A 14,798-nucleotide genomic window follows, 5' to 3' on the forward strand; every position below is an offset into this window, starting at 1 on the left:
GTCAGCCCAGCTTCTCGGCGGCCCAGGGGGCGAAATAGGTGATGACGCCCGCCGCGCCGGCGCGCTTGAAGGCTGACAGGCTTTCGAGGATGGCGCGGTCCTGGTCGATCCAGCCGTTCTGGGCGGCGGCCATGATCATCGCGTACTCGCCCGATACCTGGAAAGCGTAGGTCGGCATGCGGAACTCGTCGACCAGGCGGCGCAGGATGTCCAGATACGGCATGCCCGGCTTGACCATGACCATGTCGGCGCCCTCGGCGATGTCGAGCGCGACCTCGCGGATGGCTTCCTCGGTGTTGGCCGGGTCCATCTGGTAGGTCTTCTTGTCACCCTGGCCGGCGGAGAGCTTGGCCGAGCCGATCGCGTCGCGGTACGGACCGTAGAAGGCCGAGGCGTATTTGGCGGCATAGGACATGATCATCGTGTCCTGGAAGTTCGCGCCTTCCAGCGCCGCGCGCAGCTTGCCGATGCGGCCGTCCATCATGTCGGAGGGCGCCAGGATGTCGGCGCCGGCCTCGGCCTGCATCAGGCCCTGCTCGATCAGGCGCTCGATGGTCGGGTCGTTGAGGATCCTGCCGCCCTCGACCACGCCGTCGTGGCCGTGGTCGGTGAAGGGGTCCAGGGCGACGTCGCACATGATGCCGACCTCGGGGGCGGCGTCCTTCATGGCCTTGACGGCGCGGGGGATGACGCCGTCCGGATCGGCGGCGATCGAGCCGGTCGCGTCCTTCCGCGAGCCGTCGATGTGCGGGAAGATGGCGATGGCCGGGATACCCAGGTCGCGGGCGCGGACAGCGGCCTTGGCGGCCTCCTTGACGGAAAGGCGTTCGACGCCCGGCATCGAGGCGATAGGGATCGTCCCTTCGCCTTCGTGCACCACCATCGACCAGATCAGGTCCGATGGTCGGACCTCGGTCTCGCGGACGAGGCGGCGGGTCCAGTCGGCCTGGCGCAGGCGGCGCAGGCGGGTGGCGGGATAGGGAGCGAGGGGCGGAACGGTCATGGCGTTGATTTGGACCGCGCCGCCTCTCTAGGCAAGTTCATGGGGCCCTTAAGAGGCTCAAGAATAGCGGAAAGCCGGATCGTCCAGGTCGAGGGTCGGGAAGAGGTCCTTCTCGGTCCAGTAGTCCTGGGTGTGTCGCCACTCCGGCTTGTCGCCGGCCTTGGGCAGCAGATGCATGTTCCGCATCAGATAGCCGGGATTGAAGTCCTCGGGATCGATCCATTCGCCGATCTTCATGTCCGCGTCCTGCGGCCGCAGGGCGACCTCGACCTGCCGCGCGCCTTTGGCTTCCATGTGGGCCAGCAGCCGGCAGACGAAGTCGCCGATCATGTCGGCGCGCAAGGTCCAGCTGGCCCGGAAATAGCCGAAGACCCAGACGAGGTTCGGCAGGCCGGTGAACATCATGCCGCGGTAGGTGACCGTCTTGCCGAAGTCGAGCGGCCTGCCGTCCACCGCGAACGCGATGTCGCCCAGGACGCTGAGGTCGAAGCCCGTCGCCGTGACGACGACGTCCGCCTCCAGCGTCTTGCCGGACTTGAGCAGCAGCCCCGTCTCGGTGAAACGGTCGATCTCGTCGGTCACCACCGAGGCCTTGCCGGAGGCGATCCCCTGAAAGAGATCGCCGTCGGGCACGAAGGCGATGCGCTGCCGCCATGGACGATAGCGCGGCGTGAAATGGGTTTTGATGTCGAAGTCGGGACCCAGGAAGGCCTTCACGCCTTCCAGCAACTCGGCCTTGACCGCTTCGGGCTCCTCGATCGAGCGCCGCGTGAATTCGTTCTGGTCGAACAGCACCTTGCGGCGGACGATCTCGTGGATCCAGGTCTCGTCGATCTCCAGCTGGCGCAGGACGTTGGCCAGCTCGTTCTCGTTGCGGCCAGGCACGAAGTAGGTGGGCGAGCGCTGCAGCACGGTGACATGGGCGCAGTCGCCGGCGATGTTGGGAACCAGGGTCGCGGCCGTCGCGCCAGAGCCGATCACCACCACCCGCTTGTTCTTCAAGTCGAGGTCGTCGGGCCAGGTTTGCGGATGCACGATCCGGCCCTTGTAGTCCGACATGCCGGGCCAGTCGGGCGTATAGCCCACCGAGTGACGGTAGTAGCCCTGACACATCCACAGGAAGTTGGTGGTGTAGCGCTCGGCGCCGTCCGGGCCAGCGACCTCCAGCGTCCAGAGCTTGTCAGCGGACGACCAACTGGCCGAGACGATCCGTCGCCGATAGCGGATGTGGCGCGCCAAGTCGTTTTCGGTGATCACCTCGCCCATGTAGTCGAGGATTTCCGCGGCGGTGGCGATCGGTGGCCCGACCCACGGCTTGAAGCGATAGCCGAAAGTGTAGAGGTCGCTGTCCGAGCGGATGCCGGGGTAGGTGTGCGTTAGCCAGGTGCCGCCAAAACTCTCGAGCGCCTCCAGCACCGTGAAGGTCGTCCCCGGTCGTTGCACGCCGAGGTGATAGGCGCTCCCGATCCCGGAAATGCCCGCGCCCACGATGATCACGTCGAAATGCTGTGTAGCCGCGCCTGACGCGGTCTTCGAAAGCGTCGCCGCCTCGGTCATGTCGTTCCTCCCGTGCTGGCCGACAGACGGCCAAGTTGCCCCCGGCGTCTCTTCGGACGCCTGGGTTATCAACGTACACTTAGAGGGTGCTGCGCCGTTTGAGCTGAATCAAGCGGCGTTTGCGCGTTCGGGCGAAAAGGTCAGGGCGCCGTGCGGGCGGCCAGCATCGACGGGCCGTCGATGCGGGTCCACAACTGCGACTTGCACAGGAAGTTGCCGATCACGCAGCCCTTGGCGCGCATGGTCTTGGGGTCGATGATGTCGGCCGACCCCACGAGGGTGACCTTCAGGGTCGGGACCCACACGCGCCCCTTCAGCGAACCGTCGCGCTGGCTTTCGAAGTCACGCAGCAGTTGCTTGCCGATCAGGGTGTCGGCGCCCGCCTTGCGCGCGTCGGCCTCGGCCTTGGCGCTGGCCCACACGACGACGCCGCAGGTGCTGGGGCCGCAATCCTTGATTTCCAGGTGCACGGTGTTGTGCGGGTTACGCCACACGCCATAGCTACGCGCGATGTCGCCGCCCTCGGCCGCATGGGCCGGGACCGTGGCCATCCCCAGGGCCGCGACAAGAGCGGCGAGTGCAAGTTTCACGAAACGCATAATCGTCGATGCAAATGTTATTGTTGAGAACGCCCAGACTCGAGATCGGCATTTGGGCCGAAAGGCGATGGTTATCAAGGGGGTGCGACGCCTGAGTCGCTACACACCGTGTAACGGAGGATTTCAGGCCACACTTGGAGGCCCGCGCGACACGCGTTGACAGCCGGCGCACGGCGCGGCACGTCAGCGGCCAAGAAGGTGAGGGCGGCTTTGCCCCGAACGGGAGGAAGTGCGCATGGATTTCGCGCTGAACGAAGATCAAGTCGCAATCCAGGATGCGGCTCGCGCTTTCGCCGAAGGACAGCTTGCCCCGTTCTCGGCCGAGTGGGACGAGAAGAAGCATTTCCCCGTCGAGACTCTGCGCCAAGCCGCCGAGCTGGGCTTCGCCGGCATCTATGTGAACGAGGATGTCGGGGGCAGCGGTCTGTCGCGCCTAGACGCCTCGATCATCTTCGAGGCGCTCAGCTACGGCGACGTGCCGACCGCCGCCTATCTGACCATCCACAACATGGCCTCGTGGATGATCGATCGCTTCGGCTCCGAGGATCTGCGCAAGCGTTACCTGCCGCGTCTGACGACCATGCAGCTGATCGCCAGCTACTGCCTGACCGAGCCGGGCTCGGGCTCGGACGCGGCCAACATGCGCACGAGCGCCCAGCTCGACGGCGACCACTATGTCCTGAACGGTGGAAAGGCCTTCATCTCGGGCGGCGGCGTGTCGGACGTCTATGTCGTCATGGCGCGCACGGGCGGCGATGGCGCCAAGGGCGTCTCGGCCTTCGTGGTCGAGAAGGGGACGGACGGTCTCAGCTTCGGGGCCAACGAGCGCAAGATGGGCTGGAACGCCCAGCCGACGGCCCAGGTCAATTTCGACAACTGCCGGGTGCCGGTGGAGAACCGCATCGGCCAGGAAGGCGAGGGCTTCCGCTTCGCCATGATGGGCCTGGATGGTGGGCGCCTGAACATCGCCTCGTGCTCGCTGGGCGGGGCGCAGTTCGCCCTCGACACGGCCAAGGCCTACATGGAGACCCGCAACCAGTTCGGCAAAGCCCTGAAGGACTTCCAGGCGCTACAGTTCAAGCTGGCCGACATGGCCACCGAGCTGGAGGCCGCCCGCCTGATGGTGCGCCGCGCCGCCCACGCCCTCGACAACCGCCACCCGGAGGCGACCAAGCTGTGCGCCATGGCCAAGCGGTTCGCCACCGACGCTGGCTTCCAGGTGGCCAATGACGCCTTGCAGCTGCACGGCGGCTACGGCTACCTCCAGGATTATCCGCTGGAGCGCATCGTGCGCGACCTGCGGGTGCACCAGATCCTGGAAGGGACCAACGAGATCATGCGCGTCATCATCGCCCGAGAGATGTTCCGGCAGTGATCTATCTCTGTCGCCATGGTGAGACCTTCCATAATCGCGAAGGCCGTCTGCAGGGGCGGTCGGAGTCGGACCTGACGCCGCTGGGCCGCGCCCAGGCCGGAGCCATGGCCGACCTGCTGTTCGACCTGGTCCGCCGCGATCCGCCGGCCGGCCCCCTGAGTGAGTGGCGCATCGTCGCCAGCCCGTTGCGCCGGGCGCGCGACACGGCCGAGACCATCGGCGCGCGTCTGGGGCTGTCGGTCGTGACCGACGAACGCCTGGTGGAGATCGACGTCGGCGAATGGTCCAACCGCCTCCGCGAGGAGGTGAGAGGCGAGAACCCGCACCTCCACGGCGACGACGCGTGGGGCTTCCACGCGCCGGGCGGCGAGACCTATGAGGTCATGATAGCCCGGATCAGCCACTGGTTGGGCGAACAGGCCGCCGAGCCGGAGCGCCGGCTGATCGTCGTCAGCCACGGCGTCGCGGGCCGGCTGCTGCGCGGCGCCTATGCCGGCTTGTCGCAAGCCGAGACTCTGGCCCAGGACATCCCGCAGGACGCCGTCTATCGCCTCACGGCCGGTCAGATCGACCGCTTCGACTGCGCGCCCGTCGCCGAACCCGCCTAGGACCTATCGATGACCGACGAACCCGAAGTCCTGATCCGCGTCGAGAAGAACGTCGGCCGCATCACGCTGAACCGGCCCAAGGCCCTGCACGCCCTGACGCTGGGCATGTGCGAGACCATGATCGGCGCGCTGCTGGACTGGCGGGAGGATCCCGAGGTCTACATGGTCCTGATCGACCATGCGGGCGAGCGCGGCTTCTGCGCCGGCGGCGACATCCGGATGCTGGCCGACAGCGGGGCCAAGGACGGCGTCGAGGCGCGGCGGTTCTTCCACACCGAGTACCAGCTGAACCACCTGCTGTTCACCTATGACACGCCCGTCGTGGCGGTGATGGACGGCATCGTCATGGGCGGCGGTGTCGGCATCTCGATGCCGGCCCACGTGCGGATCGCCACCGAGCGCACGACTTTCGCCATGCCCGAGACCGGCATCGGCCTGTTCCCGGATGTCGGCGGCGGCTGGTACCTGCCGCGCCTGCCGGGCAAGGCGGGGCTGTGGCTGGCCCTGACCGGCGCGCGGATCAAGGGCGCGGACTGCATGCGCTTAGGAGTAGCCACCCACTTCGTCGAGTTCGGCGCCGTGGCGGGGCTGAAGAAGGCGATCATCGCCGATCCCCGCCGCATCGAAGAGATCCTCAAGAAATACCGCGCCGACGCTGGCAAGGCGGCGCTGCTGGGCTTCGAACAGGACCTCAACCGCCTGTTCGTCGGCGAGACCGTCGAGGAGATCGTGGAGTTCCTGACCCTCGACTCCAGCGACTGGGGCAAGGCCCAGTTGGCCGTGATGCGGACCAAGTCGCCCCAGACGATGAAAGTCGCTTTCGAGCAGCTGAAGCGCGGCGCGGCCATGACCGACTTCGCTGACAACATGGTCATGGAGTACCGGATCGGCTCGCGGGTGGTGATGAAGCACGACTTCATCGAGGGCGTCCGGGCCGTGATCGTCGACAAGGACAACGCCCCGAAGTGGAATCCCGCGACCCTCGAGGGGGTCACGGACGCCATGCTGGAGGAGATTTTCGCTCCGCTTCCCCGCGGGGAGGAATGGAGGCCGCTGACGTAGCCGTCACGCTAGGTTAGGGTCGCACAACAAGAACACGTCGGTTCGGAAGGATTGCCATGCGTAAGCCGCTTCTCAGTCTCGTCGCCGTGCTGGGCCTCGCGGCCTGCGCCACCCAGCCGATGATGGGACCTCCGCCGCCGCCGCCTTCGGGCCCGGCGGCCGCGGCCATCTCGCCGAACATCGCCGCCGCGCTCAGCGATCCGTCGCGTCCGGCCGCCGACATGGTCCGAGACGCCAACCGGCATCCGGGCGAGGTCCTGACCTTCGCCGGGGTGCGCCCGGGCGCGAAGGTCGCCGATCTGATCCCCGGCGGCGGCTACTTCACCCGCATCCTGGCCAAGTCGGTCGGCCCCAGGGGCGTGGTCTATGCCTATGTGCCGGACGAGCTGACCAAGCTGGCCAATCGCGAGCCGGCGGTGAACGCCATCGCCCGCGACCCGGCCTATTCGAACGTGAAGGTGATCCTGAACACGCTGCCCAACTTCTCCACGCCGGAGAGGCTGGATCTGGTGTTCACGGCCCAGAACTATCACGACATGCACGACAAGTTCATGGGACCGGCCGACCTGTCGGTCGTGAACCGCCAGATCTTCAGAGCTCTGAAGCCGGGCGGCGTGTTCCTGGTTATCGACCACTCGGCCGAGGCCGGCTCGGGCCTGCGCGACACCGAGACCCTGCATCGCATCGACTCGGCGGTGGTGAGGTCCGAGGTCACGGCCGCCGGCTTCATCTTCGAGGGTGAGAGCCGCGTGCTGAAGGATCCGGCCGACTCCCGCAAGGCCAACGTCTACGACCCGTCGATCCGCGGGAAGACCGACCAGTTCGTCTACAAGTTCCGCAAGCCGGTCACGGCGCGCTGAGCCGGAAAGCCCGACGATACTCGACGATAAGAACCGCGCCCATGAGGCGCGGTTCGCATTTGCAGGGAGCTCTACAATGACCCGTATCGCCTTCATCGGCCTGGGCAACATGGGCGGCGGCATGGCCGCCAATCAGGCCAAGGCTGGCCACGAGGTCCACGCTTTCGACCTGTCGGCGGCGGCGGTCGAACGGGCGGTTGCGGCTGGCTGCCAGGCGGCCGGCTCGGTGGCCGAGGCGGTGGCGGACGCGGAGGTGGTGATCACCATGCTGCCGGCCGGTCCGCACGTGCGCGCCGTCTATGGCGAGCAGATTCTGAAGAGCGCGCCCAAGTCCGCCTTGCTGATCGACAGCTCGACGATCGACGTCGAGAGCGCCCGCGCTGTGGCCGGGCAGGCGGCCGAGGCCGGTTTCCGCTTCGCCGACGCGCCGGTGTCGGGCGGCGTGATGGCCGCCGAGGCCGGCGCCCTGGCCTTCATGGTCGGCTGCGCGGCCGTGGATTTTCCGGCCATCGAGGCGGCGCTGGACCCGATGTCGCGCGTGACGATCCACGCCGGCGACCACGGGGCGGGGCAGGCGGCCAAGATCTGCAACAACATGCTGCTGGGCGTGTCGATGCTGGGGACCTGCGAAGCCTTTGCCCTCGCCGAGAAGTTGGGTCTGGACGCCGATCGCTTCTTCGAGATCGCCAGCAAGTCATCGGGCCAGTGCTGGTCGGTGACCAGTTACTGCCCGGTCCCGGGCGTGGGGCCCCAGACCCCGGCCGACCGCCACTACGAGGGCGGCTTCGCCTCGGCCATGATGCTGAAGGACCTGAAGCTGGCCCAGGAGGCCGCCGCCAAGGCTGGGGCCAGCACGCCGATGGGGGCGCAGGCCGAGGCGCTGTACGCGTTGTTCGACGGCAACGGCTTCGGCGGCAAGGACTTCTCGGCCATCATCCAGTTACTGCGCGGAAAGCTGGCGCAGCTTGGATGAATCGTCGAAGACGCCGCATCCGCGACGGAGTTCATTGGCGAAGTCGATGCGGCCAATCGCGTACTTCAATTTGCTAGGTAAACGTCCCTAGATGGACACCAACGGCGCTTGGTGCGAAAAGCCGAGCCATGAATTAAGGGGACCCCCGGACCATCCGGCCGGTGGTTTAGAGACCGACATGGACTACAAAGCCGCGTTCCGCAGCGCCGTCGACCAGATCCGCGAAGAGGGCCGCTACCGGGTCTTCGCCGACCTTAAGCGACAGCGTGGACAGTTCCCGCGCGCCACCTGGACCCGCCAGGACGGCTCGGAACGCGAAGTCGTGGTCTGGTGCAGCAACGACTATCTCGGCCAGGGTCAGAATTCCGTCGTCATGGACGCCATGAAGGCCGCCGTCGACGCGCATGGCTCGGGCTCGGGCGGCACCCGCAACATCTCGGGCACCAACCACGACCACGTCCTGCTGGAGCGGGAACTGGCCGACCTGCACGGCAAGGAAGGCGCGCTGCTGTTCACCTCGGGCTACGTCTCCAACGAGGCCAGCCTGTCGGTGGTGCAGAAGATCCTGCCCGGCCTGATCATCTTCTCGGACGAGTTGAACCACGCCTCGATGATCGCCGGCATCCGCAATGGCGGCGGCCCGCGCAAGGTGTTCCGCCACAACGATCTTGAGCATCTCGAAGAGCTGCTGGCGGCGGCCCCGGCCGACGCGCCCAAGATGGTCGCCTTCGAGAGCGTCTATTCGATGGACGGCGATATCGCCGACATCCGCGCAACGGCGGCTCTCGCCAAGAAGTACGGCGCCATGACCTATCTGGACGAGGTCCACGCGGTCGGCATGTACGGCCCGCGCGGCGGCGGCGTCGCGGAGCGCGACGGCCTGATGGGCGAGATCGACATCATCGAAGGGACGCTCGGCAAGGCGTTCGGCGTCATGGGCGGCTACATCACCGGCGACGCCGAAGTGATCGACGCCATCCGCCTGATGGCCGCGGGCTTCATCTTCACCACCTCGCTGCCGCCCGCCTTGGTGGCCGGCTCGCTGGCCAGCGTTCGCTGGCTGAAACAGCACCCCGAAGTGCGCGAGATCCACCAGGAGCGCGCCGCGACCCTGAAGGCCATGTTCAAGGCCGCCGGCCTGCCGGTGATGGAAAACGAGAGCCACATCGTTCCGGTGCTGGTCGGCGATCCCGTCCACACCAAGTTGATCAGCGATATGCTGCTGGCCGATCACGGCGTCTATGTGCAGCCGATCAACTACCCGACGGTGCCACGCGGCACCGAGCGCCTGCGCTTCACCCCGACTCCGTTCCATACCGACGACATGATGCGCAAGCTGGTCGCGGCGATGGAAAAGCTGTGGGCTCACTGCAATGTCGCCCGCATGGGCGGCTACGCGGCGTAGAGCCTGTCCGTTTCGGATTTTATCCGAAGCGGATAAACAGGCTCTATCTCAAACATTTTGAACGTGGTCTTCGCCACGTTCAGGGGATCAGACGCACCTTCAGCTTCGACCAGACCGCACATCGTCGAACCGAAAAACGCCGCCGGAGTCCGGCGGCGTTCGCGTGCCCGAACGGCGAGGGGCGGTCAGCTTCCCCGCCGCACGCCCTTGCCCAGGCCGATCTTCTTGGCGAAGTCCGAGCGGCGGGCCGCATAGGCCGGCGCCACCATCGGATAGTCGGGCGGCAGGCCCCACTTGCGACGGTATTCCTCGGGGCTCATGTCGTAGTGCGAGCGCAGATAGCGCTTGAGCATCTTGAGCTTCTTTCCGTCCTCCAGACAGACGATGAAGTCATGCTGCACCGAGCGGCCCACCGGAACCGCCGGCTTGGCCTTTTCGGCCGGTTGCGGAGCCTCGCCGCCGTTGCCCAGCGAGGCGAGCGCCTGGTGGACCGTACGGATCAGGTCCGGAATGGCCGTCTGAGAGACTGTGTTCTGACCTACATAAGCCGCCACGATCTCGGCGCTGAGCCCCAGAATATCGACGTTGTTGTCGCTCGTCGTGTCCGTGCCGCCGCCTTGAGACGCCATGAGATACCCCATTCCCGTTGTTGTCGTTGGAACTCCGCGGGGGTTGAGCACCGCCCTGCAGGACGGCAACGCACAAAACAGGATGCGGTTCCTACATTGATCGCCGCGCCTATCCCGTTAAAGAGGGCGCCTCTGCCGACTCCCCCAAACGCCCGGAGAGCGAAATGACCCAAGCCAACACCAGCGCCTTTTTCGGCGCCGACCTCGCCACCGCGGACAAGGACATCTTCGACCGCATCGGTCGTGAGCTGGACCGTCAGCAGAACCAGATCGAGCTGATCGCCTCGGAGAACATCGTCTCGAAGGCGGTGTTGGAGGCCCAGGGCTCGATCCTGACCAACAAATACGCCGAGGGTTATCCGGGCAAGCGCTACTATGGCGGCTGCGAATATGTCGACGAGATCGAGACGATCGCCATCGAACGCGCCAAGTCGCTGTTCGGCGCCGGTTTCGCCAACGTCCAGCCGCACTCGGGTTCGCAGGCCAACCAGGCGGTGTTCATGGCTCTGCTGCAGCCGGGCGACAGCTTCCTGGGCATGGACCTGGCCGCCGGCGGCCACCTGACCCACGGCTCGCCCGCCAATCAGTCGGGCAAGTGGTTCAAGCCGGTGTCCTACACCGTGCGCCAGCAGGACCAGTTGATCGACTACGACAACGTCGCGGAGGTGGCCGAGCGCGAGAAGCCCAAGCTGATCATCGCCGGCGGCAGCGCCTATAGTCGCGAAATCGACTTCGCCCGCTTCCGTCAGATCGCCGACAGCGTCGGCGCCTATCTGATGGTCGACATGGCCCACTTCGCCGGCCTGGTGGCCGGCGGCGTGTTCCCGAGCCCTGTCCCTCACGCCCACATCGTTACCACCACCACCCACAAGACCCTGCGCGGCCCGCGTGGCGGCATGGTGCTGACCAACGACGAAGCCATCATCAAGAAGGTCAATTCGGCGGTCTTCCCGGGCCTGCAGGGCGGTCCGCTGGAGCACGTCATCGCCGCCAAGGCCGTGGCCTTCGGCGAAGCGCTGCAGCCGGCGTTCAAGGACTATGCCCGGCAGATCATCGCCAACGCCAAGGCGCTGTCGGAAGCCCTGCTGAAGTCAGGCGTCAACATCGTCTCGGGCGGCACTGACAGCCACCTGATGTTGGTCGACTTGCGTCCGAAGGGCGTGACAGGCCGGGACACCGAGCACAGCCTCGAGCGCGCCCACATGACCTGCAACAAGAACGGCGTACCGTTCGACACCGCGCCGTTCACGATCACCTCGGGCGTTCGCCTGGGCACGCCGGCCGGCACCACGCGCGGCTTCAAGGAAGCCGAGTTCACCCGCGTGGGCGAGCTGATCGGCGAAGTGGTCAACGGCCTGGCCGCCAACGGTCCGGAAGGCAACGCCGAGGTCGAGGGGAAGGTCCGCGAGGAAGTGCTGGCCTTGACGGCCCGCTTCCCGATCTACAACTAATATGGTCTAGGCGCCGCGGGAGGGGCCACATCATGCGCTGCCCCTTCTGCGGACACGCCGAAAGCCAGGTTAAGGACAGCCGCCCGTCTGAAGACGGCGCGGCCATCCGCCGTCGCCGCATGTGCCCCGAGTGCGGCGGTCGCTTCACCACGTTCGAGCGGGTGCAACTGCGCGAGCTGATCATCCTGAAGCGTTCGGGCCGGCGCTCGCCGTTCGATCGCGACAAGCTGGTGCGTTCGATCGCCCTGGCCACCCAGAAGCGGCCCGTCGAGGCCGAGCGCGTCGAGCGCATGATCAACGGCATCGTCCGGCAGCTGGAAAGCATGGGCGAGACCGAGCTTCCGTCCTCGACGGTGGGCGAAATGGTCATGAAGGCGTTGAAATCGCTCGATGACGTCGCCTATGTCCGTTACGCCTCCGTCTATCGGGATTTCAAGGAAACCAGCGACTTCGCCAAGTTCCTGACCGAAGAAGGTCTGAGCGACAGCGTCGAAGAAGAGCTATAGTTCGTTAATCCCTGATGTGTGTTTGTGTGCGCGCGGCAAGCGCGGCCGTGGAGATTCGAAGCTAGATGGTTGAAGACAACATCCGCTTGCTGATCGTAGAGGGCCGAAGCCATTCGGGGATCTCCGACGAGCTGCTGCGCGGAGCCGTGCAGGCGATCGAGGCCCAGGGCGCGGAATACGACGTGATCACCGTCTCCAGCGCCCTGCAGATCCCGACGGTCATCGCCATGGCCGAGGACGCGGCTCGCCGCCCCGTGGGCGTGCGCTACGAAGGCTATGTCGCGCTCGGCGCGGTCATCCGGGGCGAGACCTACCATTTCGAACTGGTCGCCAATGAAACCGCCCGCGGCCTGCAGGATCTGGGCATCGGCAAGCGGCTGGCGATCGGCTTCGGCGTCCTGGCCGTCGACGACGAGGCCCAGGCCTGGACCCGAGCGCGGGTCAGCGAAGGCGACCGCGGCGGTTCGGCCGCCAAGGCCTGCCTCGAGACCATCGCCCTGAAGCGTCAACTGCTGGGACAGGCCCGATGAGCGGCAACCGCATCCAACCGCGCTCGGTGGCGCGTCTCGCCGCCGTCCAGGCCCTGTACCAGATGGAAGTCTCGGGCGCGGGCGTCGACGCCGTGGTGCGCGAGTTCGGCGAGCACCGCTTCGACCGCGATGTCGAGGGTGAGCGCCTGGCCGCCGCCGACGAGACCTTCTTCGCCGAACTGGCCAAGGGCGTGGTGACCAACCAGTCCAAGATCGACCAGGGTATCGTCAAGCGCCTGGCCTCGGGCTGGCGCCTGGAGCGCCTGGACGCCACGGCCCGCGCCGTGCTGCGCGCCGGCGCCTACGAATTGATGTACCGGCCGGACGTTCCGACCGAAGTCGTCATCAATGAATATGTCGAGATCGCTAAATCCTTTTTTGAGGGTCCCGAGTCAGGCTTCATCAATGGCGCCCTCGACGCGATCGCCCGTGATGCACGAGACTGACGAAGACGACTGGTTCGCTGACGATGACGCCGCGCCTGCCGCGGCGGAAGCGGCGCCGACGGAATTCGACCACATCGCGCGCCTGCTGCGTCCGCTGACACGTGGCGACCCGGCGGCGCTGGACCTGTTGGACGACGCGGCCGTGCTGCCGTCGCGTCCTGGCTACGACCTGGTGATCACCAAGGACGCCATGGTGGCCGGCGTGCACTTTCTGGCCGACGAGGCCCTGGACGTCGTCGCGCGCAAGCTGCTGCGCACCAATCTCTCCGACTTGGCGGCCAAGGCGGCCGAACCCTACGGCTATTTCCTGGCCATCGGCTGGCCCTCGGGCTCCGACGTCACCTCGCGCGAGACCTTCGCCCGGGGTCTGGCCGAGGACGGCGCGCTGTTCGACATGTCGCTGCTGGGCGGCGACACGGTCACCACCTCGGGTCCGCTGGTCGTTTCGGCCACTTTGCTGGGCTGGGTTCCCGAGGGCGGGGCCATCCTGCGACGCGGCGCCAAGCCGGGGGACCGCCTGATGGTCTCCGGCACGATCGGCGATGGCTGGCTGGGTCTCCTGGCCCAGTGGGGCGAGGTGGTCGACGCCGACGGCGCCATGCTGCGCCGCTATCGCCAGCCCGAACCGCGCGTCACCCTGCGCGAGGCGATGCGCGTCCACGCCAAGGCCGCCGCCGACGTCTCCGACGGCCTGCTGGCCGACAGCGCCCATATCGCCAAGGCCAGCGGCTGCCGCGTGCGCGTCGACCTGGAGCGCCTGCCGCTGTCGCCGGGCGGCCAGGCCTGGCTGGACCAGCAGCCAGAGCAGGTCGAGGGCCGTATCTCGCTGGCTTCCGGCGGCGACGACTATGAGATCGTCTGCGCCGTCGATCCCAGCGAGGCCTGGAACTTCCGCGTCGCCGCCGCCGCGGCCGGCGTGAAGGTCAGCGAGATCGGCGAGTTCGTGGAAGGCGAGGGGGTCTCGGCCTACTACAAGGGTCGCGACGTCACGCCTTCGCGCCTGGGCTGGCTGCACGGCTGATCCCGCTCGAGGCCCCTGCAAGGAGCCGGTTAGGTCAATATCAAGCCCTGTCGGTTATGGATGATGGCCATGATCGATCTTGCCACACCCTCGCGCCGTATCCTGCTCGCCGCCGCCTTCGCGGCCGTGTCCGCGCCGGCCTTCGCCAATAGCGGCAAGAAGGAGAAGAAGGAGGGCGAGGGCCAAGCGCTCGACCCGACGTACAAGCTGGGCTCGATGACCATTCCGATCATCGCCAACGGCCGGATCGTCAACTACGTCTTCGTCGCCATGACCCTGAAGCTGAAGGAGGGCGCCGACGCCGCAGCCCTGAAGGACCAGGAGCCGATGCTGCGCGACGCGATCGTACGGGCCGCCTACAAGACTCCGTTCACGCGCGCCGACACCTGGAAGGAAGTCGACGGTCCGCGCCTGACCAGCTTCGTCCTGAGCCAATGCGGCGTACTGATGGGCAAGGGCAAGGTCGCCTCGGTCGAGATCGTCAAGCAGATCCCCCGCCAGCAGCTGATGCCGCCCAAATCCAGCGCCGCCAAGCCGGTCGGCCAGGGCGAACTGCACCCCTGATTCCATGCCCCGCGCCAAGCTTTGCCGCTGCAAAGGCTTGCGCCGACGCGGGTTGCGCGCCCCCCGACCATCTGACAGTCTCTTTCGGATGACGCCGTTCGGCTGTCATTTTGGGAGCATCGAGGGGGCACGAGGCCAAAGGCCCGCCCGTCGATCCGGGCGGCGGTTTGACGTGCGTCATTACCTCCAGCCGCCGGGACCGGCATCCC

The 14,798-nt window shown here is 66.7% G+C and carries 16 protein-coding genes; 12 read left to right on the forward strand and 4 right to left on the reverse strand.

Features of this window, described 5'->3' with window-relative positions; genetic code table 11:
• Position 1 precedes the first annotated feature (1 nt).
• From hemB to AC1RJ9_RS22095, 3 genes are all read right to left on the reverse strand, one after another.
• Positions 2 to 1,003 (reverse strand): porphobilinogen synthase, encoded by a 1,002-nt coding sequence (gene hemB / locus AC1RJ9_RS22085; RefSeq protein ID WP_492840089.1) that lies wholly within the window; start codon positions 1,001 to 1,003, stop codon positions 2 to 4.
• A 57-nt stretch (positions 1,004 to 1,060) separates the two neighbouring features.
• Entirely contained in the window at positions 1,061 to 2,560 is a 1,500-nt protein-coding gene (locus AC1RJ9_RS22090; protein WP_492840088.1) for a flavin-containing monooxygenase, read from the reverse strand.
• A gap of 140 nt (positions 2,561 to 2,700) precedes the next feature.
• Positions 2,701 to 3,159, reverse strand: coding sequence for a DUF2147 domain-containing protein (locus AC1RJ9_RS22095; RefSeq protein WP_492840087.1), 459 nt, complete (start codon positions 3,157 to 3,159; stop codon positions 2,701 to 2,703).
• A gap of 229 nt (positions 3,160 to 3,388) precedes the next feature.
• On the opposite strand from AC1RJ9_RS22095, the gene AC1RJ9_RS22100 reads away from it, so the two are divergent.
• The 6 genes from AC1RJ9_RS22100 (at position 3,389) to hemA (ending at position 9,442) form a co-directional block, all read left to right on the forward strand.
• Positions 3,389 to 4,534 (forward strand): isobutyryl-CoA dehydrogenase, encoded by a 1,146-nt coding sequence (locus AC1RJ9_RS22100; protein ID WP_492840086.1) that lies wholly within the window; start codon positions 3,389 to 3,391, stop codon positions 4,532 to 4,534.
• On the forward strand, positions 4,531 to 5,142 hold the full coding sequence (locus AC1RJ9_RS22105) for a histidine phosphatase family protein (protein ID WP_492840085.1): 612 nt from the start codon (positions 4,531 to 4,533) through the stop codon (positions 5,140 to 5,142). The genes AC1RJ9_RS22100 and AC1RJ9_RS22105 overlap by 4 nt, the downstream gene beginning before the upstream one ends.
• A gap of 9 nt (positions 5,143 to 5,151) precedes the next feature.
• The gene (locus tag AC1RJ9_RS22110) at positions 5,152 to 6,204 is read left to right on the forward strand and encodes an enoyl-CoA hydratase/isomerase family protein (RefSeq protein WP_492840084.1); all 1,053 of its coding nucleotides are present in this window, start codon (positions 5,152 to 5,154) and stop codon (positions 6,202 to 6,204) included.
• 56 nt (positions 6,205 to 6,260) lie between these two features.
• Positions 6,261 to 7,064: a class I SAM-dependent methyltransferase gene (locus AC1RJ9_RS22115; RefSeq protein ID WP_492840083.1), complete on the forward strand. Its 804-nt coding sequence runs from the start codon at positions 6,261 to 6,263 to the stop codon at positions 7,062 to 7,064.
• A gap of 76 nt (positions 7,065 to 7,140) precedes the next feature.
• The gene (mmsB, locus tag AC1RJ9_RS22120; protein ID WP_492840082.1) at positions 7,141 to 8,037 is read left to right on the forward strand and encodes a 3-hydroxyisobutyrate dehydrogenase; all 897 of its coding nucleotides are present in this window, start codon (positions 7,141 to 7,143) and stop codon (positions 8,035 to 8,037) included.
• A gap of 178 nt (positions 8,038 to 8,215) precedes the next feature.
• Positions 8,216 to 9,442 (forward strand): 5-aminolevulinate synthase, encoded by a 1,227-nt coding sequence (gene hemA / locus AC1RJ9_RS22125; RefSeq protein ID WP_492840081.1) that lies wholly within the window; start codon positions 8,216 to 8,218, stop codon positions 9,440 to 9,442.
• A 185-nt stretch (positions 9,443 to 9,627) separates the two neighbouring features.
• Here the strand turns inward: hemA and AC1RJ9_RS22130 are convergent, their stop codons facing one another.
• Positions 9,628 to 10,071 (reverse strand): Ros/MucR family transcriptional regulator, encoded by a 444-nt coding sequence (locus tag AC1RJ9_RS22130; RefSeq protein ID WP_492840080.1) that lies wholly within the window; start codon positions 10,069 to 10,071, stop codon positions 9,628 to 9,630.
• Between the two features lie 164 nt (positions 10,072 to 10,235).
• Here AC1RJ9_RS22130 and glyA point away from each other — a divergent pair, with 164 nt between their 5' ends.
• The 6 genes from glyA (at position 10,236) to AC1RJ9_RS22160 (ending at position 14,589) form a co-directional block, all read left to right on the forward strand.
• Positions 10,236 to 11,522 (forward strand): serine hydroxymethyltransferase, encoded by a 1,287-nt coding sequence (gene glyA, locus AC1RJ9_RS22135; RefSeq protein WP_492840079.1) that lies wholly within the window; start codon positions 10,236 to 10,238, stop codon positions 11,520 to 11,522.
• 32 nt (positions 11,523 to 11,554) lie between these two features.
• The gene (gene nrdR / locus AC1RJ9_RS22140; protein ID WP_492840078.1) at positions 11,555 to 12,028 is read left to right on the forward strand and encodes a transcriptional regulator NrdR; all 474 of its coding nucleotides are present in this window, start codon (positions 11,555 to 11,557) and stop codon (positions 12,026 to 12,028) included.
• A 65-nt stretch (positions 12,029 to 12,093) separates the two neighbouring features.
• Entirely contained in the window at positions 12,094 to 12,558 is a 465-nt protein-coding gene (locus AC1RJ9_RS22145; protein WP_492840077.1) for a 6,7-dimethyl-8-ribityllumazine synthase, read from the forward strand.
• On the forward strand, positions 12,555 to 13,004 hold the full coding sequence (gene nusB / locus AC1RJ9_RS22150; RefSeq protein WP_492840076.1) for a transcription antitermination factor NusB: 450 nt from the start codon (positions 12,555 to 12,557) through the stop codon (positions 13,002 to 13,004). Before AC1RJ9_RS22145 ends, nusB begins: the two co-directional genes overlap by 4 nt.
• A complete protein-coding gene (thiL, locus tag AC1RJ9_RS22155; protein ID WP_492840075.1) occupies positions 12,964 to 14,025 on the forward strand; it encodes a thiamine-phosphate kinase in 1,062 nt (353 codons plus the stop codon). The genes nusB and thiL overlap by 41 nt, the downstream gene beginning before the upstream one ends.
• Before the next feature lie 69 nt (positions 14,026 to 14,094).
• Entirely contained in the window at positions 14,095 to 14,589 is a 495-nt protein-coding gene (locus tag AC1RJ9_RS22160; protein WP_492840074.1) for a hypothetical protein, read from the forward strand.
• Positions 14,590 to 14,798: the final 209 nt, after the last annotated feature.

The organism is Caulobacter sp. GW822-FHT07D08, assembly GCF_058798735.1.